The 21,077-nt window shown below is 60.7% G+C and carries 23 protein-coding genes and 5 tRNA genes; 10 read left to right on the top strand and 18 right to left on the bottom strand.

Going from position 1 to position 21,077, the window contains the following annotated elements; translation table 11 throughout:
* Window positions 1-36 precede the first annotated feature (36 nt).
* A complete protein-coding gene (locus C4J85_RS03870) occupies window positions 37-2,193 on the bottom strand; it encodes a DUF1631 domain-containing protein (RefSeq protein ID WP_124409026.1) in 2,157 nt (718 codons plus the stop codon).
* Window positions 2,194-2,440: 247 nt separating this feature from the next.
* On the opposite strand from C4J85_RS03870, the gene nadC reads away from it, so the two are divergent.
* Window positions 2,441-3,289, top strand: coding sequence for a carboxylating nicotinate-nucleotide diphosphorylase (nadC, locus tag C4J85_RS03865; RefSeq protein WP_124409025.1), 849 nt, complete (start codon window positions 2,441-2,443; stop codon window positions 3,287-3,289).
* A 119-nt stretch (window positions 3,290-3,408) separates the two neighbouring features.
* Here nadC and C4J85_RS03860 read toward each other — a convergent pair whose 3' ends face one another.
* From C4J85_RS03860 to C4J85_RS03850, 3 genes are all read right to left on the bottom strand, one after another.
* On the bottom strand, window positions 3,409-3,714 hold the full coding sequence (locus tag C4J85_RS03860) for a DUF6388 family protein (RefSeq protein WP_124361246.1): 306 nt from the start codon (window positions 3,712-3,714) through the stop codon (window positions 3,409-3,411).
* Window positions 3,715-3,887: 173 nt separating this feature from the next.
* A tRNA-Thr gene (locus tag C4J85_RS03855) sits at window positions 3,888-3,963 on the bottom strand.
* Between the two features lie 64 nt (window positions 3,964-4,027).
* Window positions 4,028-4,441, bottom strand: coding sequence for a pilin (locus C4J85_RS03850; protein WP_124411162.1), 414 nt, complete (start codon window positions 4,439-4,441; stop codon window positions 4,028-4,030).
* 199 nt (window positions 4,442-4,640) lie between these two features.
* Here C4J85_RS03850 and C4J85_RS03845 point away from each other — a divergent pair, with 199 nt between their 5' ends.
* Genes C4J85_RS03845 through yacG form a run of 4 tightly spaced genes read left to right on the top strand, consistent with a single transcriptional unit; the run spans window position 4,641 to window position 7,529 of the window.
* Window positions 4,641-5,849: a type II secretion system F family protein gene (locus tag C4J85_RS03845; RefSeq protein ID WP_124409024.1), complete on the top strand. Its 1,209-nt coding sequence runs from the start codon at window positions 4,641-4,643 to the stop codon at window positions 5,847-5,849.
* Window positions 5,846-6,712 carry an A24 family peptidase gene (locus tag C4J85_RS03840; protein WP_124409023.1) on the top strand — a complete coding sequence of 289 codons (867 nt, stop codon included), beginning with the start codon at window positions 5,846-5,848 and terminating at the stop codon, window positions 6,710-6,712. Before C4J85_RS03845 ends, C4J85_RS03840 begins: the two co-directional genes overlap by 4 nt.
* Window positions 6,709-7,332: a dephospho-CoA kinase gene (gene coaE, locus C4J85_RS03835; protein WP_124409022.1), complete on the top strand. Its 624-nt coding sequence runs from the start codon at window positions 6,709-6,711 to the stop codon at window positions 7,330-7,332. The genes C4J85_RS03840 and coaE overlap by 4 nt, the downstream gene beginning before the upstream one ends.
* On the top strand, window positions 7,329-7,529 hold the full coding sequence (gene yacG / locus C4J85_RS03830; RefSeq protein WP_065887991.1) for a DNA gyrase inhibitor YacG: 201 nt from the start codon (window positions 7,329-7,331) through the stop codon (window positions 7,527-7,529). Before coaE ends, yacG begins: the two co-directional genes overlap by 4 nt.
* Here yacG and C4J85_RS03825 read toward each other — a convergent pair.
* Window positions 7,526-7,741, bottom strand: coding sequence for a hypothetical protein (locus C4J85_RS03825; RefSeq protein ID WP_124361242.1), 216 nt, complete (start codon window positions 7,739-7,741; stop codon window positions 7,526-7,528). The two genes, yacG and C4J85_RS03825, sit on opposite strands and share 4 nt — an antisense overlap.
* A 63-nt stretch (window positions 7,742-7,804) precedes the next feature.
* Window positions 7,805-8,494: an energy-coupling factor ABC transporter permease gene (locus tag C4J85_RS03820; protein WP_124409021.1), complete on the bottom strand. Its 690-nt coding sequence runs from the start codon at window positions 8,492-8,494 to the stop codon at window positions 7,805-7,807.
* Between the two features lie 200 nt (window positions 8,495-8,694).
* Between C4J85_RS03820 and C4J85_RS03815 the strand changes: the two genes are divergently transcribed.
* Genes C4J85_RS03815 through C4J85_RS03805 form a run of 3 tightly spaced genes read left to right on the top strand, consistent with a single transcriptional unit; the run spans window position 8,695 to window position 10,910 of the window.
* A complete protein-coding gene (locus tag C4J85_RS03815) occupies window positions 8,695-9,324 on the top strand; it encodes a DUF1780 domain-containing protein (protein ID WP_083360208.1) in 630 nt (209 codons plus the stop codon).
* Between the two features lie 53 nt (window positions 9,325-9,377).
* Window positions 9,378-9,551 carry a DUF3094 family protein gene (locus C4J85_RS03810; RefSeq protein WP_124361240.1) on the top strand — a complete coding sequence of 58 codons (174 nt, stop codon included), beginning with the start codon at window positions 9,378-9,380 and terminating at the stop codon, window positions 9,549-9,551.
* Window positions 9,552-9,611: 60 nt separating this feature from the next.
* Entirely contained in the window at window positions 9,612-10,910 is a 1,299-nt protein-coding gene (locus C4J85_RS03805) for an NAD(P)/FAD-dependent oxidoreductase (RefSeq protein ID WP_124361239.1), read from the top strand.
* Window positions 10,911-11,078: 168 nt separating this feature from the next.
* Here C4J85_RS03805 and C4J85_RS03800 read toward each other — a convergent pair.
* From C4J85_RS03800 to rluD, 7 genes are all read right to left on the bottom strand, one after another.
* Window positions 11,079-11,155 (bottom strand) — tRNA-Pro (locus tag C4J85_RS03800).
* 94 nt (window positions 11,156-11,249) lie between these two features.
* Window positions 11,250-11,325 (bottom strand) — tRNA-Lys (locus tag C4J85_RS03795).
* Between the two features lie 5 nt (window positions 11,326-11,330).
* Window positions 11,331-11,407: transfer RNA gene (locus C4J85_RS03790), tRNA-Pro, on the bottom strand.
* A 9-nt stretch (window positions 11,408-11,416) separates the two neighbouring features.
* Window positions 11,417-11,492, bottom strand: a tRNA-Asn gene (locus tag C4J85_RS03785).
* 303 nt (window positions 11,493-11,795) lie between these two features.
* On the bottom strand, window positions 11,796-14,360 hold the full coding sequence (gene clpB / locus C4J85_RS03780) for an ATP-dependent chaperone ClpB (RefSeq protein WP_124409020.1): 2,565 nt from the start codon (window positions 14,358-14,360) through the stop codon (window positions 11,796-11,798).
* 131 nt (window positions 14,361-14,491) lie between these two features.
* Entirely contained in the window at window positions 14,492-15,217 is a 726-nt protein-coding gene (pgeF, locus tag C4J85_RS03775; protein WP_124365783.1) for a peptidoglycan editing factor PgeF, read from the bottom strand.
* Window positions 15,214-16,176 carry a 23S rRNA pseudouridine(1911/1915/1917) synthase RluD gene (gene rluD / locus C4J85_RS03770; protein WP_016976299.1) on the bottom strand — a complete coding sequence of 321 codons (963 nt, stop codon included), beginning with the start codon at window positions 16,174-16,176 and terminating at the stop codon, window positions 15,214-15,216. The genes pgeF and rluD overlap by 4 nt, the downstream gene beginning before the upstream one ends.
* Window positions 16,177-16,325: 149 nt before the next feature.
* Between rluD and C4J85_RS03765 the strand changes: the two genes are divergently transcribed.
* Both C4J85_RS03765 and C4J85_RS03760 read left to right on the top strand, forming a co-directional pair.
* Window positions 16,326-17,351: an outer membrane protein assembly factor BamD gene (locus C4J85_RS03765; RefSeq protein ID WP_124356980.1), complete on the top strand. Its 1,026-nt coding sequence runs from the start codon at window positions 16,326-16,328 to the stop codon at window positions 17,349-17,351.
* 126 nt (window positions 17,352-17,477) lie between these two features.
* On the top strand, window positions 17,478-17,711 hold the full coding sequence (locus tag C4J85_RS03760) for a PP0621 family protein (protein ID WP_124406254.1): 234 nt from the start codon (window positions 17,478-17,480) through the stop codon (window positions 17,709-17,711).
* On the opposite strand, the gene thiO is transcribed toward C4J85_RS03760, so the two are convergent.
* From thiO to pilV, 5 genes are all read right to left on the bottom strand, one after another.
* Entirely contained in the window at window positions 17,698-18,807 is a 1,110-nt protein-coding gene (thiO, locus tag C4J85_RS03755; protein ID WP_124409019.1) for a glycine oxidase ThiO, read from the bottom strand. The two genes, C4J85_RS03760 and thiO, sit on opposite strands and share 14 nt — an antisense overlap.
* A gap of 62 nt (window positions 18,808-18,869) precedes the next feature.
* Window positions 18,870-19,271, bottom strand: a complete 402-nt coding sequence (locus C4J85_RS03750; protein WP_124365780.1) for a type IV pilin protein — start codon at window positions 19,269-19,271, stop codon at window positions 18,870-18,872.
* Between the two features lie 11 nt (window positions 19,272-19,282).
* Window positions 19,283-19,813 (bottom strand): PilX N-terminal domain-containing pilus assembly protein, encoded by a 531-nt coding sequence (locus tag C4J85_RS03745; protein ID WP_256657867.1) that lies wholly within the window; start codon window positions 19,811-19,813, stop codon window positions 19,283-19,285.
* 4 nt (window positions 19,814-19,817) lie between these two features.
* The gene (locus tag C4J85_RS03740) at window positions 19,818-20,525 is read right to left on the bottom strand and encodes a prepilin-type N-terminal cleavage/methylation domain-containing protein (protein WP_124406251.1); all 708 of its coding nucleotides are present in this window, start codon (window positions 20,523-20,525) and stop codon (window positions 19,818-19,820) included.
* Window positions 20,522-20,989 carry a type IV pilus modification protein PilV gene (gene pilV / locus C4J85_RS03735; protein ID WP_124408586.1) on the bottom strand — a complete coding sequence of 156 codons (468 nt, stop codon included), beginning with the start codon at window positions 20,987-20,989 and terminating at the stop codon, window positions 20,522-20,524. Before pilV ends, C4J85_RS03740 begins: the two co-directional genes overlap by 4 nt.
* Between the last annotated feature and the right edge of the window lie 88 nt (window positions 20,990-21,077).

Here is a 21,077-nt window from a genome sequence, read left to right as displayed (position 1 = left end):
GTTACCAGTATGCCGCGTTCCGCCCTGCCGTTGCGATCACTTGCCGCGATTGAGTTGACGCAGGTTGCCAACCACCGCAGCCAGCGCGCGCTCGAACAGCAAACCCTCGTCCAGGCTGCGCAGGGCGCCCTGCTTGAACGCCATGGCCAATTGGCCGGCGGTTTGCTCCAGCACCTTGAGCCCCGCGCGACTGACGAAAATATAACGATTAGTTGGCGCCATGATCGCGGTGAGCTTGCACCGCAGCGCGGTGTCCGGGCCCTGCTGGAACTCTACCCAACCGCCGATCCGTAACTGGTGAACCTTGAGCAGGTCCGGGTCATCGTCGGGCGGGTCTTCCAAGGCGTCCGACAACTGGCTGCCGAGAACCAAGGGCTCGCGGACTTCAATCAGCCTGTCGTCGCCCTCGCCTTCGCAGGTTTGAACGTGGAAGGCCTGCAAGCGCAAAAAGAATTCACGCGTACTGAAAGGATCGAACGCCGCACTGGCCAACCCGTCGCGCAATGCCTTGAGCAACCCTGGCAATTGCTCGAGCAAATGCCGGCCGGCCTCGGTGTCTTCGCGCAGGCCGACGCTCCAGATCAAGTCGTCCATGGTGCGCAGTTCGGTCTGCCATTGCACCGATTGTTCGCCATGCTTGAGAGTGGCCAGCAACAGTACCTGGCTCCAGGTTTGTTGCAGGAATTGCACCACGAACGGCGGCAAGGCCTTGCCCAACAACCGCCGGTTGAGCGCCTGGGCCACACGCTGGCGGGCCACCTCGGTACGCAGGCGCCCTTGCTCGACGTCACGGGTGTGCTGTTCGAGCAACTCGCTGCGCTGACGCTCTTCTTCAATGAATGCGCTCAGTTGCGTCAACAACTGCGAAAAAATCGCCGGGTCTTCAACGAACTCAGTCAACAGGCGCTGGATGACCTGTTCGATACGCAGGTACAGGCTGTCGTTCTGATCGCCATTCTGCGGGCTGTAACCCAGGGCGGCACTGGCGATCTCGTTGAGCAAGCGGCGTGCCGGATGCCCGGCGCAGCTGAACAGGCTCTTGTCCAGCACGGCGACTTTCAATATCGGGATCTGCAGACGCGCGATCAGGGCCTTGAAGGCGTGGGGCAGACTGCGGTCATTGAGGATGAACTCAAACAGCAGGGCGACGAGGTTGATCACATCCTCGTCTGCCGTTTCCACCACCCGCGACTTGCCGCTCTTGACGCTGACTCGGGTCAGCAACTGTTCGAGCTGGTTGCGCAGGTCGAAATCGTCCTCCGCCGCAGGCTCCGGTACATATTGTTGCAAATGCGAAAGCAGACGCAGCAGGTCTCGGGTGGCGATGGGTTGCGGTTGTGCAGTGGCTTCAAGCGTCGGCGCTACGCTACCGCGCACCGCGACCAGCAGGGCTTGCAACGCGGCAAAGGCTTGTTGGCCGTTTTCGTCGCACGGCGGTTCGGCAGCCGGCACACGGGCCTGGTATTGAAGCTCACGCGCCGCACGCCCACCGGCACGACGGGACGGCACGCTCTTGAGTTCAGGCAGCACCCCGGTAGCGACCAGCAGTTGATTGGCGTCGCCATAGAGCTGGTCGGCATCGCTGAGTACATATTTCTCGAACAGCTTGAGCATGATCAGCTTGACCCGGATCTCCACCCCAAGGCTGCGGCCCGCCTGCAGAAAAAACTGACAAAGCCGTGCCGGGCCCAGTGGGTTCTCCTGATCGCTCATGCACCTGCCCAACACCTCACTCAACCGCGCGCTCAATTGCCCGAGCGCCAAGCCGTCACGGTGTTGCACGCGACCGAGCATCGCCTCCAGCGCCACGGCCTTTTCCCGCGCATCCGCCCGCGTACCGCTGGTCACCTCGTAGGACACCACCGGCACCGGATGCAACCCGACGCTATCGGCCTGGCCCAGGTTGGCGAAGCCCGCAAACAGCTGCTCCATGAACACGCGCTCGAAGTTCTTGCGCTTGAGGCGCAGGTCGCGCATGGCCTCGAAGAAAATATGCTGGTCGACGGTGCTACGGGCCTTGTCGGCCATTTCGAACAACGTGTCGTCGGCGTTATCGAACAGTTCCTGCAACCCCTGCTGCAGGTGTTGCGCGGCTTTGTCACGCACCTGCAACACCACCACCGGCAGGCGTGCGAGCGGCGATGGCGTGGCTTGAGCCTGCTTGATCGGCACCACCTTCCCGTCATTGTGCATCCTGGCCTCCTGAAACGGCGGGTGTTGAGATGGGCAAGGAACGCAGGCAAGCCCTCTGGGGCGTTGCCAATACCTGGCCACCATCAGGACGTCAAAGCTATGACGCCAATTGCAAGGCGCGAGATTATCTGGCAAATGAGGGCGGTTGCGCCAGCAAACTCTGCCCCTGCGCGCTAAATGACTGACCAGCCTGGGTTCCAATCCACACAACCCCTATAATCGCGACACTTTGTTTGTGGAGCCTGTTATGCCGAATCTGCGTCTTGCTGACCTCACCGCCGAAATCGAAGCCAACGTGCGCCGCGCACTGCTGGAAGACATCGGCAGTGGCGATATCACCGCACAGCTGATCCCGGCCGAACGGCTGGCCAAGGCCACGATCATTACCCGCGATGCCGCCGTTATCGCCGGTACCGCCTGGGTGGATACGGTATTCCGCCAACTGGACCCGCGCGTCGCGGTGCATTGGCAGGTCGCCGATGGTGAGCGTGTCAGTCCCAACCAGCCGCTGTTTCACCTTGAAGGCCCGGCGCGTTCGCTGCTCACCGGTGAACGCAGTGCGCTGAATTTCCTGCAGATGCTGTCCGGCGTCGCCACCCGTGCCCAATACCTGGCGGATTTCGTCGCCAGCACCCAGGTCAAGCTGCTGGACACCCGCAAGACCCTGCCGGGCCTGCGCCTGGCACAGAAATACGCCGTCACCTGCGGCGGCTGCCACAATCATCGCATCGGGTTGTATGACGCTTTCCTGATCAAGGAAAACCATATCGCCGCCTGCGGAGGCATTGCCCAGGCAATTGGCGCCGCCCACACGATTGCGCCGGGCAAACCGGTGGAAATCGAAGTGGAGAGTCTTGAGGAGTTGCGCGAAGCCTTGGCGGCGGGCGCCGACATCATCATGCTGGATGAGCTGAGCCTGGACGACATGCGCGAAGCCGTGCGGCTGAATGCGGGCAAGGCCAAGCTGGAAGCCAGCGGCGGGATCAATGAAAGCACCCTGCTGCCCATCGCCGAGACCGGCGTGGACTACATCTCCATTGGCGCGATGACCAAGGATGTGAAGGCGGTGGATTTGTCGATGCGGTTGAGTATCTAAAGCGCCCTGACTGTAGGAGCGAGCTTGCTCGCGAAAAACTCAAAGGCACCGCGTGCATTCAGAGTTCACGCGGTATCGTTAACGTTTTTCGCGAGCAAGCTCGCTCCTACAGGCTGCCTTCAAACTACGAGGTTGTTCATCTCGCAGTACTCTTCCCATTCGACGCCCAGCACTTCGGCGGCCTCCTTGTGCAAGACAAGGCGTGTGGCTTCGAACTCTTCCGGTGTAGAGGTGTATTTGAGGGTCAGTTCCCAAGGCTGGAGGCCCTGGCTTTCTGCCTCGTCCTCGAATGCCCACTGGACCTGATCACGCTGGTCATCCGCGCTCAGATCCTTGATCTCTTCTTTAAGCTGCGGCGTTGCCTCGAGGTATTTGTCGAGTGCTGCTTGGTGCCGAACTTCCTGGGTCATCTCAGTCGTGGTCATGTCGTTCTCTTAGATCGAGGAATGGGGATGCATCTGGGTCATCAAGGTTGCGCAGATACAAAAGAGTGGGCGCGAATACCCGCTCGTCTGGCCTTCAGAACCATTCTGGGATCATCTGAAAACATTGCCTTTGAAACAGGCCTTTGAAACAGGCCCTTGAAACAGTGCTGCCTTGGTGCCCGAGACAGGAATCGAACCTGCGACCTTCGCGTTACGAGTGCGCTGCTCTACCGGCTGAGCTACACGGGCGGTGGGCTAAAGCTAGCACCGCATTGAACATGCGGCAACCGGCTCGCTCACCGCCCGGTCGCCGTCATGCTCCGTTGGCGCCACAGCCCTTGGCGACGTATTGCGCATCGGCCGTGGTTACACAGGTCCAGCCGGTGTTGGCGCTGCGCGTCAAGGTGATGGTCTTGCCCTGCACGGGCGCAGGCGCATCAAGGATTTCACAGCTGATGGAGCCGCTACCCGTCGCAACATCGCCTGTCACGTCGATCTTGCAATTGGCGGTGGGACTGTTGCCGCCGATCAGATCAAGCTTGGGCACCGTGCCTTGGTTGATGACATCCTCGTAGCCGGCCTTCAACGCGCTGATTTCCGCCAACCCCGCCGTGAACTTGGCCTTGGCCTGGTGCTTGGTGTACATGGGCAAGCCAATCGTGGCCAAAATGCCGATGATCGCCACGACGATTAACAATTCGATCAAGGTAAAGCCTTTCTGACGCATCACTTTCACTCTCCAGAATAGAACCATGACAAGGCGCGTCCTGCGCCCCGTATTGTGCAGCGGCGCCAGTGTACTCATCCCTGCGTGGCCCATCGCGTACCAGACGCACAATCTGACATTTTATCGGCCAACGCCAGCCTGGCCTGCATCCGCCCTCTGACTAAGCTGTAAATTCTCAACCTGCATGTGCGAAGGCGACATGAACGACACCTCAACGGTCTACACCTGGCAAGGCATCAACCGCAAAGGCCGCCGGGTGAGCGGACAAACCACGGGGCATGACCTGGCGCTGATCAAGGCGCAACTGCGCCAGCAAGGCATCTGCCCCGAGCGTGTGCGCAGGAAATCGTCGGGCCTGCCAAGCCTGGCTCCGCCGATTCAACCCGCAGACATTGCCTTGTTCACCCGCCAGTTGGCGACGCTGTTGAAGGCTGGCATCCCCTTGTTGCAAGCTTTCGACATCATCCGCGAGGGCGTCGAGAACCGAGCGCTGCGCGAGTTGGTCGAGGGTTTGAAACAACACGTCGCCGCCGGTAACAGCCTGGCCAGCACGCTGCGCCAATACCCCCGTTATTTCGATGAGCTGTACTGCCACCTGATTGCCGCCGGTGAACAGGCAGGTGCCCTGGAAACGCTGCTGGAGCGAGTGGCCATTCATCTGGAAAAAAGCCAACGGCTCAAGACCAGAATCAAGAAAGCCATGACCTACCCTCTCGCCGTACTGGTGGTGGCCAGCCTGGTCAGCGCAGTGTTGCTGATGCAGGTGGTGCCGCAATTCCAGAACCTGTTCGCCGGGGTCGACAGCCCATTGCCCGGTTTTACCCTGGGGGTCATCGCCCTCTCCGACTTTCTGCGACAGGCCTGGTGGATGCTGGCGCTGAGCCTGGGCGTGGTAATAGGCGCCTGGCGCCACGCCTACCGTGTTTCGCCGGGTTTTCGCCACGGGCTGGAGGCGGGTTTGTTGAAAGTCCCCCTGGCAGGCAAACTGTTGAACAAAGCGGCCGTCGCCCGCTACGCCCGCACGCTTTCAACCACCTTTGCGGCAGGTGTTCCCCTGGTGCAGGCACTGGGCTCAGTGGCCGGCGCCGTCGGTAACGGCCCTTTCAAACAGGCAATCGAACATATGCGCCACGATGTATCAACGGGTATGCAGTTGAATCAATCCATGGCCGCCAGCGGGCTGTTTCCCGGCATGGCGATCCAGATGACAGCAATCGGCGAAGAGTCCGGCACGCTGGACCGCATGCTGGACAAGGTCGCGAGCCATTACGAAGCCGACGTAGAAACCCTCGTCGATAACCTTACCAGCCTGATGGAACCACTGATTATGGTCGTGCTGGGGAGCATTGTCGGTGCATTGGTGATTGCGATGTACCTGCCGGTGTTTCAATTAGGGTCGGCATTTTGAGTGCGTTGCTGGGCGAGCAGCCCTGGGTGTTTGTGGGCGTGGCGCTGCTGCTGGGCCTGATCGTTGGCAGTTTTCTCAATGTGCTGGTCTGGCGCCTGCCCAAAATGCTCGAGCGGGAATGGCGCGCCCAAGCCCATGAAATTCTCGGCCTGCCCGTCGTACCGGCGGGGCCGGTCTATAACCTGATGCACCCCGGCTCGTGCTGCCCGCGCTGCGACCAGCGGATTCGCCCCAGGGAAAACATCCCCGTGCTCAGCTACCTGATGCTCAAGGGGCGTTGCAGCCATTGCCATGCAACCATCAGCGCGCGTTACCCCCTCACCGAACTGGCATGCGCGCTGATCAGCGCCACTGTCGCCTGGCACTTCGGTTTGAGCTGGCAGGCGGGCGCGGTGCTGCTGCTGAGTTGGGGGTTGCTGGGCATGAGCCTGATCGATGTGGATCACCAGTTGCTGCCGGATGCATTGGTGCTGCCACTGCTGTGGCTGGGGCTTATGGTCAACAGCGCGGGCCTGCTGGCAACACTGCCCGATGCGTTATGGGGCGCGGTGTTTGGGTACATGAGCCTGTGGAGCGTGTTCTGGCTGTTCAAGCTGGTCACCGGCAAGGATGGCATGGGCCATGGTGACTTCAAGCTACTCGCATTGTTGGGTGCCTGGGGTGGCTGGCAAATCCTGCCGATGACGCTGTTGATGGCGTCGCTGCTCGGCGTGTTCGTCGGCGTGCTGCTGATGCGCTGGCGCAAGACCGGAGCGTCGGTGCCGATGCCATTTGGCCCCTGCTTGGCAATTGCCGGCTGGATTGCATTGCTCTGGGGTGGTCAAATAACCGACTTCTATTTGCAGTCTGTCGGTTTCAGATGACCACTCCTGTTGCAACACCCTGGATTCTCGGCCTTACGGGCGGGATCGGCAGCGGTAAAAGCGCTGCGGCCGAACACTTCACCAAGTTGGGTGTCGACCTGATCGACGCCGATCATGCAGCCCGCTGGGTGGTCGAGCCTGGCCGGCCGGCACTGGCACGCATTGCCGAACATTTCGGCAGCGGTGTGCTGCAGCCGGACGGCCAGCTGGACCGCGCCACGTTGCGAAAATTGATTTTTGACGTACCCGCCGAACGTCTCTGGCTGGAAGCCTTGTTGCATCCGCTGATCGCCGAAGAGATTCGCGACCACCTGGCGCGCGCCCGATCACCCTACGCGATTCTGGTCTCACCGCTGCTGATCGAATCCGGTCAATACAGCATGACCCAACGGATCCTGGTGATCGACGTGCCGCAATCCCTGCAGATTCAGCGTACCCTGCAGCGCGACGGCATCAGCGAGCAACAGGTGCAGGCCATTCTCAAGGCCCAGTCGAGCCGCGAAGACCGCCTGAACCATGCCGATGACGTATTGGTCAATGACCAGGACCTTGCCTGGCTGCACGGCGAGGTCGAGCGACTGCACCACTTTTATCTCACTTTGCGTGGAGGCCGATCATGAGCCAACCCTTGACCGTCGATTGCCCAACCTGCGGCGCCCCCGTGGAATGGAAACCCGACAACCTCAACCGGCCGTTCTGCTCGGACCGTTGCAAACTCATCGACCTGGGCGCCTGGGCTGCTGAAGAACACAAGATCCCGGTGGCCCCTGACGCCGAAGACGAATTGTTTTCCGAAGACCTGCCGCCGCGCCACTAAGGCCGCATAAAGGCGTATTCCTGCTGGTCGTCGAGGTTTTCCGCAAGGTATTGCAACTCGTCGGCCAGGTCTTCAAAGCTGCGCACGCCCTTGCTCTGCTCCACCACCGCGCTGAGCATGGCGCGCAGGGTCAGGCCCGGATCAAACCCGATTTCCTGTGCGGCATCCTGGCTCCTGCGCAACTCCTGCCGTGCCCATTCGTACACACTCATGATTCGTGCTCCTGAAATTTCGCCGAGCATGGGCCCCTGCGGCCATCCGGTGTTTGATCTGGATCAACCCCGCGAATCGTCATCCTTCCAGGGTGCCGAGAGATAGCGGGTGCGGTTGAACGTCTCCAGCCAGTCCGGACAGAACACCACCAGGGCACTGATCACCATGCCGTTGATAAACGCTTCGGGAAAGATGATCAGCCACAGGTAGCCTACAAAGTCTTCCAGCCATTCCGGCATCGCAAATCGTCCATCGAACCATAGCAGCCCCAGGCCGGCCAACAGGCACAGCAACGCCGACAAGGCGGCAGCCAAAAAGCCGGAACAGAAGATGTACACAAAAGGGTTTCGCGGTTGCGCCCGCTCTACCAGCGCCGCACAGGTTTCGGTCACCAGCACCGGTAGCCCAATCAACAGCAGGCCGTTCACACCGACTGCGGCGAAATCCTGACGCCCCAGCCAGACCAAACCCAACTGCGCGGCACACCCACCCACGATCGCCAACGGCCAGTCCAGCAGCAAGGTCACGGCGGTCATGCCGATAAAATGGTAAGACACCCCCGTATCGAAATCCCGCCGCACCAGCCATAACATGAACAGCGCGAACACCGTGCCGAACAGCAAATGCTGGCGCCGTCGGTCGGCAAACACCTCGACCCAAGGCGCACGCCAGATCGCCCAGACCACCAGCGGGGCATACAACAGCCAGCCGATGCCAAGGGTCTGCGGCATCAGTACCGCCGCGCCGATCACCGTTTCACCTGCCTAGCCGCCTCATAGCCCGTCATGGGCCTGGCCGCATTGATCCTGTACATGAACGCCTCGTTTCCAGAGTCGCTGCCGGATGGTCAGATTACATCGCCAGGTTACAGGGTAGCCAGCTGTAAGGATGAGCAACGCTGGGCCCACAACGAGTCTTCCTGCGGTCATCATTTGAACGCTAAGCTACGCCTATGGATGACTCAGATTATTTGCGCCTGCTCACCGTAGCAGCCGAACAAGCCAACGCGTTCCTGTCCAATGCCCGCAAATGGGAGCGTGAGCGTTGGGTCTGTCAGCGCCTGCTGCAAGGCTTGAACGTGCCCTATCGCGCCGAGGAGTTTCACGCCGCCGGACAGGAACCGCCGGACGTGCTGTTTCGCGACGCCAGTTTCGAGGTGTTCTTTGTATTGGACGAAGGCCGCCGGCTGAACGACGAATGGCGCGACGAATTGCTGCGCCGACGCAGCGCCTTTTCCTTGAGCCAGCTGGTGCGCCGCGAAGCCAAGCCAAGGCGCATCCCTGCCCATGAGTTCCTGCTGCGCCTGGCCCCGACCCTGCGCAAAAAAGCGCACAACTACAAGGAACGCGGAATGGACCTGGGGGAACTGGACCTCATCGCCTTCACCAGCCTCAAGCGCGAAGTGCTGGACCTTAACAGCCACTTCCCACCGCCTACCGAATATCTGCGCCAGGGCTGGCGCTCGCTGTCGCTGGTGGGGCCAACCTTTGCGCGGGTACTGTTCGCGCATCCGGACGCGCCGGATTTCTTGCGCAACAACCTGGGCCGCAGCATAGTGTTCGATGTGGGCATCAGCCTTTGATGCCCTGGCTGTAACGTGGCGCCCTTTTGCAACGTCTACCTGACGAGGCCTTTATGACCAGCCGCCTGAAACCCGATGACCAACAGCATGTCGAAGAGTACCTGCAACTCTCCCAGCACAGAGTCGAGCGCAAGCCTTTCAGGCCGTGGCTGCTCCTTGGTGTGGTGCTGGTGGTGGTGATCGGGCTCGGCTTGCTGAGCCGCCTTTTGAGTTACCTGACGCTATGAGCTGCCTGGCGCTCGCGGGGGTAACTGCTCCGATTTCTTTTAGCCTTGCGAGATATCCCCATGACCCATCGTATTATTGTCGTCGGCGGCGGTGCCGGCGGCCTGGAGCTAGCGACCCGCCTGGGTAAGACTCTGGGCAAACGCGGCAAAGCCAGCATCACGCTGGTGGACGCCAACCTGACGCATATCTGGAAACCGCTGCTGCATGAAGTCGCGGCCGGCTCGCTGAACTCTTCGGAAGACGAACTCAATTACGTCGCCCAGGCGAAATGGAACCACTTCGAGTTCCAGCTGGGGCGTATGAGCGGGCTTGACCGTGAACAGAAGAAAATCCAACTGGCCGCCACCCTCGACGAAGAGGGCCGGGAGCTGGTACCTGCGCGCGTACTGAGCTACGACAGCCTGGTGATTGCCGTGGGCAGCACCACTAACGATTTCGGCACCGAGGGCGCGGCGCAGCATTGCCTGTTCCTCGACACCCGCAAGCAGGCCGAGCGCTTCCATCAGCGGTTGCTCAACCATTACCTGCGCGCACACGCCGGGCAAACCGACACCATTGAACAGATCAGCGTCGCCATCGTCGGCGCCGGCGCCACCGGCGTCGAACTGGCCGCCGAACTGCATAACGCGGCCCATGAGCTGGCAGCGTACGGCCTGGACCGTATCAAGCCGGAAAACATGCACATCACCCTGATCGAAGCCGGCCCTCGGGTATTGCCCGCGCTGCCGGAGCGGATTGGCGGGCCTGTGCATAAAACCCTGGAAAAATTGGGGGTGACCGTGCTGACCAACTCGGCCGTCAGCGAAGTGACCGCCGACGCGCTGATCACCAGCAGCGGCCAGGTGATCCCGGCCAGCCTTAAAGTGTGGGCCGCCGGGATTCGCGCACCGGGCTTTCTCAAGGACCTCGATGGCCTGGAGACCAACCGCATCAACCAACTGCAGGTGCTGCCGACGCTGCAGACCACCCGCGACGAAAACATCTTTGCCTTTGGCGATTGCGCCGCCTGCCCGCAACCGGGCACCGACCGCAATGTTCCGCCACGCGCGCAAGCCGCTCACCAACAGGCTTCATTGCTCGCCAAATCGCTGAAGCTGCGGATTGAAGGCAAGGAGCTGCCGACCTACAAGTACACCGACTACGGCTCGCTGATCTCGCTGTCGCGATTCTCCGCCGTGGGCAACTTGATGGGCAACCTGACCGGCAGTGTGATGCTGGAGGGCTGGCTGGCGCGGATGTTCTACGTGTCGCTGTACCGTATGCACCAGATGGCGCTGTATGGCTTTTTCCGCACGGCGATGCTGATGCTGGGCAGCAAGATCGGTCGGGGGACTGAGCCGCGTCTGAAACTGCACTGAGACATGTGGGAGGGGGCTTGCTCCCGATAGCGGTGGGTCAGGTAAAAATACTTAACTGACCCACCGCTATCGGGAGCAAGCCCCCTCCCACATTGGTGCTGTGTTGAACTTGAGATAATTTTCAGACAAAAAAAATCCCCGTATCTTTCGATACGGGGATTTTTAATATGGTCGGGGTAGGGGGATTCGAACTCCCGACATCCTGCTCCCAAAGCAGGCGCGCTACCGGACTGCGCTATACCCCGGTAATAAAAAGGCGACCTTTCAGTCGCCTTCTTCGATCAGTGCTTTTGGCCTCTGATCTTAAGATCTGATTCCAGCGTTAACTGGTCTCAAAAATGGTGGGTCGTGTGGGATTCGAACCTACGACCAATTGGTTAAAAGCCAACTGCTCTACCAACTGAGCTAACGACCCAAATATGGTCGGGGTAGGGGGATTCGAACTCCCGACATCCTGCTCCCAAAGCAGGCGCGCTACCGGACTGCGCTATACCCCGGTTTGAAATTGGCTCCGTGACCAGGACTCGAACCTGGGACCCAATGATTAACAGTCATTTGCTCTACCGACTGAGCTATCACGGAACTACATATTTCAAAGTGCAACTTTTACTACGGTAAAACCTTCTCTTCGACCCTGTCCGTATCGCTACGTTAGCGTCTCTGAGGCGCGCTATTCTACAATCTTAAAAACCCCTGTCAACCCTTTAAATTGCTTTTAAGACAATGATTTGCGCTTCTTTCTGATTTCTTCTTGGGGAGAAGAAACCCGTGGGCTGACGTTGCTGCGGGGCGCACTTTACAAGCCTTTGCCTTACAGTTCAACGCCCTATCGAAAAAAAAGGCCCCGCAATGCGGGGCCTCCTCTTACAGCACTGGCTGCCGGGCTTAATGGAAGACGATTTCGTCGTTCTCCACCGTCGCCTTGACGGGGGTGCCGGGCATAAAGCTGCCCGACAGGATCAGCTGCGCCAGCGGGTTTTCAATCCAGCGCTGGATCGCACGCTTCAACGGCCGTGCGCCATACACCGGGTCGTAACCCACCGCGATCAGCTTGTCCAACGCCTCACTGCTCAGCTCCAGCGCCAGTTCGCGCTCGGCCAGGCGTGCCCGCAGGCGTCCCAACTGGATCTCGGTGATACCGGCAATCTGATCCCGGGCCAAAGGCTCGAAGATCACCACTTCATCCACCCGGTTGATAAATTCCGGGCGGAAGTGCGAGGTCAGCGCATCCATCACCGCTGCCCGCTGGGCCTCGCGATCGCCCATCAACTCCTGGATCTGCGCCGAGCCCAGGTTAGAGGTCATCACAATCACCGTGTTGCGGAAATCCACTGTACGGCCGTGGCTGTCGGTCAGGCGGCCGTCCTCGAGCACTTGCAACAGGATGTTGAACACATCCGGGTGCGCCTTCTCGACCTCGTCCAGCAAGATCACCGAGTAAGGCTTACGCCGCACGGCCTCGGTCAGGTAACCGCCCTCCTCGTAGCCCACATAGCCTGGTGGGGCGCCGATCAGGCGCGCCACCGAGTGTTTCTCCATGAACTCGGACATGTCGATGCGCACCATCGCCTCTTCAGTATCGAAGAGGAATTCGGCCAAGGCCTTGCACAGCTCGGTCTTACCCACTCCGGTCGGGCCGAGGAACATGAACGATCCACTCGGGCGATTCGGGTCGGACAACCCGGCGCGGGTACGCCGCACCGCATTGGACACCGCCACCACGGCCTCTTCCTGGCCAATGACGCGCTGGTGCAACAGGCTTTCCATCTTCAGCAGCTTGTCGCGTTCGCCCTCAAGCATTTTCGACACAGGAATGCCGGTCCACTTGGAGACCACCTCGGCTATTTCTTCCTCGGTCACCTTGCTGCGCAGTAACTGGTTCTCACTGTGCCCGTGCTGGTCGACCATCTGCAGGCTGCGTTCCAGGTCCGGGATCACCCCGTACTGCAACTCGGCCATGCGGTTCAGATCGCCCTTGCGGCGTGCGGCTTCCAGCTCCTGGCGCGACTGCTCGATTTTCTGCTGGATCTGCGCCGAACCCTGCACTTCGGCTTTTTCCGAGGTCCAGATTTCTTCGAGGTCCGAATACTCCCGCTCCAGGCGGACGATTTCTTCCTGGAGTTTTTCCAGACGTTTCTTCGCCGCCTCATCCTCTTCTTTCTTCAGCGCCTGGGATTCGACTTTCAGTTGAATCAGGCGGCGATCCAGGCGGTCGAGCACTTCCGGCTTGGAGTCGATCTCCATGCGAATCCGGCTGGCCGCTTCGTCGATCAAATCGATGGCCTTGTCGGGCAATTGACGATCGGTGATATAGCGATGGCTCAACTTGGCCGCCGCAATGATCGCGCCGTCAGTGATCGCGACTTTATGGTGGACCTCATAACGCTCTTTCAGGCCACGCAGGATGGCGATGGTGTCCTCTTCGCTGGGTTCTTCCACCAGCACTTTCTGGAAACGCCGCTCCAGAGCCGCGTCCTTTTCAATGTACTGACGGTATTCGTTGAGCGTGGTGGCACCGACGCAATGCAACTCGCCTCGCGCCAGGGCAGGCTTGAGCATATTGCCGGCATCCATGGAGCCCTCGCCTTTACCGGCACCGACCATGGTGTGCAGTTCGTCGATAAACAGAATGATCTGCCCTTCCTGCTTGGACAATTCATTGAGCAGGGATTTGAGGCGCTCTTCGAACTCGCCACGGAACTTGGCGCCGGCGATCAGCGAGCCCATGTCCAGGGACAGCAGGCGCTTGCCTTTAAGGCCGTCCGGCACTTCACCATTGATGATGCGCTGGGCCAAGCCCTCGGCGATGGCGGTTTTACCCACGCCAGGCTCACCGATCAGCACGGGGTTGTTCTTGGTACGGCGTTGCAGCACTTGGATGGTGCGACGAATTTCATCGTCACGGCCGATGACCGGGTCAAGCTTGCCCTCTTCGGCGCGCTTGGTCAGGTCAACGGTGTATTTATCAAGGGCTTGGCGCGACTCCTCGTGGTTGGGGTCATTCACCGCCTCGCCGCCGCGCAGATTGTTGATGGCGTTTTCCAGCGCTTTCTTGCTCACACCCTGGCCCAGCAACAATTTGCCGAGCTTGCTGTTGTCGTCCATGGCGGCGAGCAGCACGAGCTCGCTGGAGATGAACTGGTCACCTTTCTGTTGGGCCAGGCGGTCAGCCTGGTTCAGCAGGCGCGCCAAATCCTGGGACATATTCACGTCGCCGGTAGGATTCTGGATTTTCGGCAGTTGGTCGAGCTCTTTGCTCAACTCCTTGCGCAGGCTGTTAATGTCAAAGCCCACCTGCATCAACAAGGGCTTGATAGAACCACCTTGTTGCTCCAGGAGCGCCTGCATCAAGTGCGCAGGTTCAATTGCCGGGTGGTCGAGACCGACCGCCAGGGATTGGGAGTCCGATAAGGCCAACTGCAATTTGCTGGTTAAACGATCAATACGCATAAGTCACCTTCCTTTTGAGCAGGCCGGAGCTGTAGAAACATCCTGAATGAAGAAACCTGCCAGATACCCCTATAGATGGGGTGGATTCTGGGGGATTCAAGCAGCGGATGGTTGATACAGATCAGGACAGTCTAGCGTTCGAGCCAGATAAGGGAGGCGAACCGGCCCGTGCGTGGGCTGCGGCGATAAGAAAAGAAGCGCGGGTCGGTTACGGTGCACAAACCGCCACCATACACAGCGCTAATGCCCCGCGCAGACAGGCGCAGACGGGCGAGCTGATAGATATCGGCCATGAACTTGCCGGGATTACAGCTGGGCACGAAGGCCTGGGCAGTCGCAGGTAGTTGTTGCATGAAGGCTTCACGCACCTCGGGTCCGACTTCAAAGGCCTGCGGACCAATGGCCGGGCCGAGCCAGACCAGCACGTCGGCGGGGTCGCACCCCAGGCTGTCGAAGGCTGCCTCCAGCACCCCGGCCGCGAGCCCACGCCAACCGGCATGCGCCGCCGCCACACGGGTGCCCGCTCGATTGCAGAACAATGCAGGCAGGCAATCAGCCGTCATCGCAGTGCAGGCGATACCAGGGGTGCTGGTCCAACTGCCATCCGCTTCGGCGATACGACCCGGGTCGGCCTCGACCACAGTGGTCCCGTGGACTTGGCGCAACCAGGCCGGCTGGATACCGAAGGCATCGGTAAGACGGCGACGATTTTCCAGGACCGCCTCAAGGCTGTCCTCGACGTGATCGCCCAGGTTGAGGCTGTCGAACGGCGCCACGCTGACGCCGCCCGCACGGGTAGTGACGCAGGCTTTGACCTGAGACGGCGCGGGCCAGTCAGGTATCAGCCAGTCACTCATCCGATAAACGCCTCGCGATCCTGCTTGAGCAGCGACAACAACCAGACCAGATCGTCTGGAAGCGGCGATTCCCAGCTCATGCGCTTACCGCTCGTCGGATGATCCAGTTCCAGGAAGCGTGCATGCAGCGCCTGGCGCGGGAACGTCTTGAGCGATTCAACCATGGTCTGGCTGGCCGCCGGCGGAATACGGAAGCGACCACCGTAGGCCGGATCGCCGACCAACGGGAAGTTGATGTGGGCCATGTGCACGCGGATCTGGTGGGTACGACCGGTTTCCAGCTTGACCCGCACGTGCGTGTGGGAACGGAAACGCTCCAGCACGCGATAGTGGCTGACGGCCTGCTTGCCGCCCTCCATCACCGCCATGCGCTGGCGCTGCTGGCCGTGGCGACCGATAGGGGCGTTGATCTTGCCCCCGGCCACCACGACGCCGATCACGATGCACTCGTAGATCCGGCTGACGCTGCGACTCTGCAATTGAGTAACCAGTTGCGTCTGCGCCTGAATGGTCTTGGCCACCACCATCAGGCCGGTGGTGTCCTTGTCCAGACGGTGCACGATGCCGCAGCGCGGCACATTGATGATGTCCGGCACGTGGTGCAACAGGGCATTGAGCAAGGTGCCATCAGCGTGCCCGGCAGCCGGGTGAACCACCAGGCCTGCGGGTTTGTTGATGACCAGGATGTCGTCGTCTTCATAGACGATATCCAGCTCGATGTCCTGGGCAACCCATTCTCCCTGGGCTTCCTGCTCGGCAGTCAGCTCAAGAATCGCACCGCCATGCACTATGTCTCGCGGGCGGATAACCGCTCCATCCACAGTCAGGCGGCCGTCTTTGATCCAGGCGGAAAGGCGCGAGCGCGAGTGCTCAGCGAATAATTGTGCGGCGACTTGATCGAGGCGTTGGCCGCCCAATTCGGACGGCACCTCTGCGCGAAGTTCAATTTTATCGGACATGCTCAGACTAGGCGTGGCACAGCCTTTGGTTTCGGCTGCGCGCTTGTGGTTAAATACGGCGTCTTTTGCCCCGAGGCTTTCAACGGGGCGCTCATCATAACAGGACGGCCCCGCCCAAGACAGCGGCCGTCATAGGGACGCAAGCCGCCATGCAAGTGAAACACCTGCTGCTGATCGCCATCCTCGCCATGACTGCTGCTTGCTCGTCAACCAAGGACGTCGTCGACGAAAACCTGAGCGAAGTCGAGCTGTACCAGCAAGCTCAAACTGACTTGGACAATAATAGCTACACCAGCGCCACAGCGAAGCTGAAGGCCCTGGAGTCGCGCTATCCGTTCGGACGCTATGCCGACCAGGCGCAGCTCGAGCTGATCTACGCCAACTATAAAAACGCCGAGCCGGAAGCTGCCAAGTCCGCTGCCGAGCGTTTTATCCGCCTGCACCCGCAGCATCCGAACGTGGACTACGCCTACTACATGAAGGGCCTGACCTCGTTCGACCAGGACGTCGGCCTGCTGGCGCGCTTCCTGCCGCTGGACATGACCAAGCGTGACCCGGGCGCTGCCCGCGACTCCTACAACGAGTTCGCCCAGCTGACCAGCCGCTACCCGAACAGCCGCTACGCGCCGGACGCCAAGCAGCGCATGATCTACCTGCGCAACCTGCTGGCTTCCTACGAGATCCACGTGGCCCACTACTACCTGACCCGTCAGGCGTACGTGGCCGCCGCCAACCGTGGCCGCTACGTGGTGGAGAACTTCCAGGAAACCCCTTCGGTGGGCGACGGCCTGGCCGTGATGACCGAGGCTTACCAGCGCCTGCACCTGGACGAACTGGCAAGCACCAGCCTGGAAACCCTGAAGCTCAACTATCCGGACCACCCAAGCCTGAAAGACGGCCAGTTCGTGCCTCAGGTTGACGAAGCCGACAACCGTTCGTGGCTGAGCAAATACACCCTGGGCCTGATCGAGTCCCGCCCACCGCTGCCGCCGGGCGAAACACGCGCCAACCAGGACGTGATCAAGCAGTACCAGGACGCCAAGGACGCGATTCCTTCGGATCTCAAGCCGCACGACGAGAACGGCGACGTGATCGAAGAGGAAGAGCCGCAAGCCCTGGGCAACAACCAGGACCGCTCGTGGTTCAGCTACATGACCTTCGGTGTGTTCGACTGACCGTTCGACGCAACGCAAAAGGGAGCTCTCAGGAGCTCCCTTTTTCATGGGCGAGTATTTATTGCGCTGTGCGCCCATGGCGACCTTGGCTAAACTGGCGCATTCCTCATCGAGAAACTGCCCATCATGCTTCGTCTATTGTTCTGGATCGCCGTCATTGCCGCTGCGGTATGGCTCTGGCGCAAATTTAAAAGCCCAGCGTCCGGCCAACCCCGTACCGGCGAACCCAATGCCGCACTGATGGTGCGTTGCGCCCATTGCGGCGTGCATGTGCCGCAGGATCGTGCCCTGAGCTCGGGCCAGCAATGGTATTGCACCCAGGCGCACCTGCAGCAAGGGCCGAAGTCTATCCAGCGTTAAGTCGACCGGCGGGCGCGTAAGGTGCCGGGTCGATGATCGGCACATGCCCCAGCAACAAGTCGGCAAACAACTGGCAGGACGCCGGGGCAAGCACCAGGCCGTTGCGGTAGTGCCCGCAATTGAGCCACAGGCCTTTGAAGCCGGGCACCTCGCCGATATAAGGGATGCCTTCCGGCGAGCCGGGCCGCAACCCTGCCCAATGCCCCACCACCTCGGCGTCCGCCAGGGCGGGAAGCAGTTCCACCGCAGAAGCCTTGAGACTTTCCAGTGCGGTTTCGGTCGGCGTTTTATCGAACCCCTCATGCTCCAGGGTGCTGCCAATCAGAATGTGCCCATCCCGTCGCGGGATCGCATAGCGTCCTTTGGCCAGGACCATACTCGATAAAAAATCAGGCGCGCATTTGTAGAGGATCATCTGGCCCTTTACCGGCTCCACGGGCAGCGCCAAGCCCAGTTTTCCCAGCAACGCCCCGCTCCAGGCACCGGCCGCAAGCACCACCTGATCACCCGTGATGACGCCAGCAGACGTATTCACGCCCACCACAGTGCCGCCTTCCACGATAAATCCAGCGACCTCGCACTGCTCGTGAATCGTCACACCGGGCAGCGCCGACAACGCCGCCTTGAGTGATTTGACCAGGCGCGGAGTGCGCACATTGGCCACGTCGGCCATGTAGATCGCCCGCGAATAACCGCCGCCCAGCACCGGGACCGCGTCATGGGCGGCCGACACGTCCACTTTGCTCAAGGGCCGGCCTTCACGCGCAGCCCAGGCCAGAGCCTCGGCTTCGTCATCCAGGTCGAGCCAATACAGGCCCGTGGTGTGAACCTCAGGATCAACCCCGGTCGCGGCGAACAGCCGTTGCGCCAGTTGCGGGTAGAAATCCTGGGACCAGTGGGCTAAAGCGGTCACCGCCGGACTATAGCGCCACGGATACAACGGCGAAACAATTCCGCCGCCGGCCCAGGATGATTCCTGCCCAAGCCCGGCGCGCTCCAGCAATATGACCGCCAGCCCCCGGTTCGCCAGGTTGTATGCCGTCAACAAGCCAATCACTCCGCCGCCGACAATCACTACTCGCTGTTGCTTAGCCATCATTTGATCCAGCCGATAAAAAGGTAAAAGCGCGCCCGGCGCCCATTCATCCAGCACTCTCATCACTGCCCCCAGCATGCCTTGAGCGGCATCTCTGGCGCCGCTCCCGGATTGCTCCGCATGCCGGTGCTGGTCAAGCTGAACCGGCCACAGGCGTCGTCCGCCATGACAGAGCCCGTGGCAGGCGTGGCCAGCAAGGCAAAGTCCTGAGGGTTCAAGACTGAGCTGATTCTATAGTGATCGTTGCCTGTACTGACGCCGCTTGCATCAATATAAGTGCCGTTGCGCGTGTAAAAACGCTCCAGGTACTGAGCTTGCTCGGCCAGCAGCGCGACGATCTGCACCCGGTGGACCTTTTTCACCTGGACGGTATATGCGGGGTAAGCGATTCCGCCCAGCAACGCAATGATCGCCACGGCGATCAATAATTCGATCAGGGTAAAGCCCTGGCTATCCATGCCCATTCGATTGCTCCTTATTGAAGTTGCCGCCATAAGACTCGCCGAAACCGTTCGCCGTCGCCCTCCTCCACCCGCGCATACACAGCCTCCAGCACGGTGCGCGATTGGCCACCCAGCCCGACGGCCGTCACGCGGAAGAGCGCGGCTGGGGCATACGGCGGCAAATGTGTCTGGCCCGAACCCACGCCCAGGGATTGAACGCCATACACCCCGTCCTTGAACGCCACCCACGTCACCGCCGAGACCGGATTGTGTCCGGCGCCCACCACCGATGAAGCTTCATCGGGCGGCGCGCAACTGATGATCGACTGGCAAACCGGCATCACCTGCCCGCCCCTGCGCACCGCCGACTCCCCCAGCCGCAGGCCACTTTCAGCCGTCTGGAACGATTGATTACGCTGCCACAGGCTATTAGCCGCCTTCTGCTGAGCGAGCGCGCCCTGCATCGACGACAACCCCACCAGTGACAACAACAGCAGAAATACCAGGCTGATCAGCAATACCATCCCCGCCTGCCGCACCTGGCTACACCGCATCATTGTCATCGCCCTACTCCAGCCGGTTGCGCAGTGCCGCCACGACGGCGTAGGCCTGGTCTTTCACCCGCCCGGTGGGGTCTTGCAGGGTCATGAGGATGCGCACGCTGCGTATCAACGATGCGTCGGCCGGGTGGCTGTCGTAACGCACCACGCCGGTCGATTCAGGCCTGGCCGCCACACCAAAACTGATCTCGAAGGCCCGTACGTTATCCATCAGTACGGCTTTGGCCGGAGCTGACGGGGTACTGATCTTCAACTGACCCGTCTCATAGGTGTAGGTGAGCTCGCGTATAGCGAAACGAATCTGCCCGGGCGCAATCCCAGACGGCGTCCCGGTATAGGCCTGGGCGGCCTCTTTGCAGTCGGATACCACCGTCCAGTCAGGCTTGCCTGTACTGTCGCTGGCATTGGCGGTCACCAGAGTCAGTGACTTTGCGCTTGCCGAAGCTTCCCAGCCAATCGGCCGATCAAAGGCCGCCGGGGCGTTGTCGATAAAAGCCGTGGCCAGACACCCCAGCATGCCCGTCTGGCGAATATCCTGAGTCATCTTGCTCAGGACGAACCGCGCATCGTCCTGCAGCACCATGGCGGCCTGCTGGCTGGCCTGGGTCAACCGCGAACCGATCAGCACCTGGCTCGCCCCGAGCACTACCACCAGCCCGACGGCCAGCGCCAGCAGCAACTCCACCAGCCCGAAACCTCGCGCAGGACGGATCATTGCAACCGCCCTTGCCCATTGGCGATCCGACTGGTCAGGGTGAAGGTTTGCCGCTCACCCAGTCTGCTCCTGACATCCTCCCAACTGATGCTGACAGTGACCTCATCGCCGCTGGCCGCTATCGCACCCTTGGCGTCCTTGCCGGCAAAACCAGTGATATTGGCCTCGAAGTCACGCAGGTCCAGGTCACGCACGCTGGTAGCCGAGGTGCTGCCGGTGCGAGCCTGGGAGTAATCGACAGCGGCGTTGGCGCGAATACGGTCGAGCATGTCGTAGGCAATAAAACTGGCTTGGCTGGTCATCCTTGCGCTGTCGGTGGTCTTGAGCGCGTTGAGCTGGATCGCTGCGGCCCCCAGCAGTCCGAGCGCCAGGACCAGCACCGCGACCAGCACCTCGATCAGCGTCATGCCGGATTGGTGCCGATAAAAAGCGCGTAGAGAAAATGTATTCCGGCAGAAAGGCATACCGTCGTCATCCATGTCGAAGGCCTCAGGAAAACAGGAAAAACCTGCTGTGCGTCCCAAGACTAGCGTCGGTTTTCGACCGCTGCCG

The sequence above is a fragment of the Pseudomonas sp. R4-34-07 genome (assembly GCF_003852375.1).
Classification (GTDB): Bacteria; Pseudomonadota; Gammaproteobacteria; order Pseudomonadales; family Pseudomonadaceae; genus Aquipseudomonas.
Note: the sequence above shows the minus strand (reverse complement) of the source record. Positions and strands in the feature narration are given on the sequence as shown.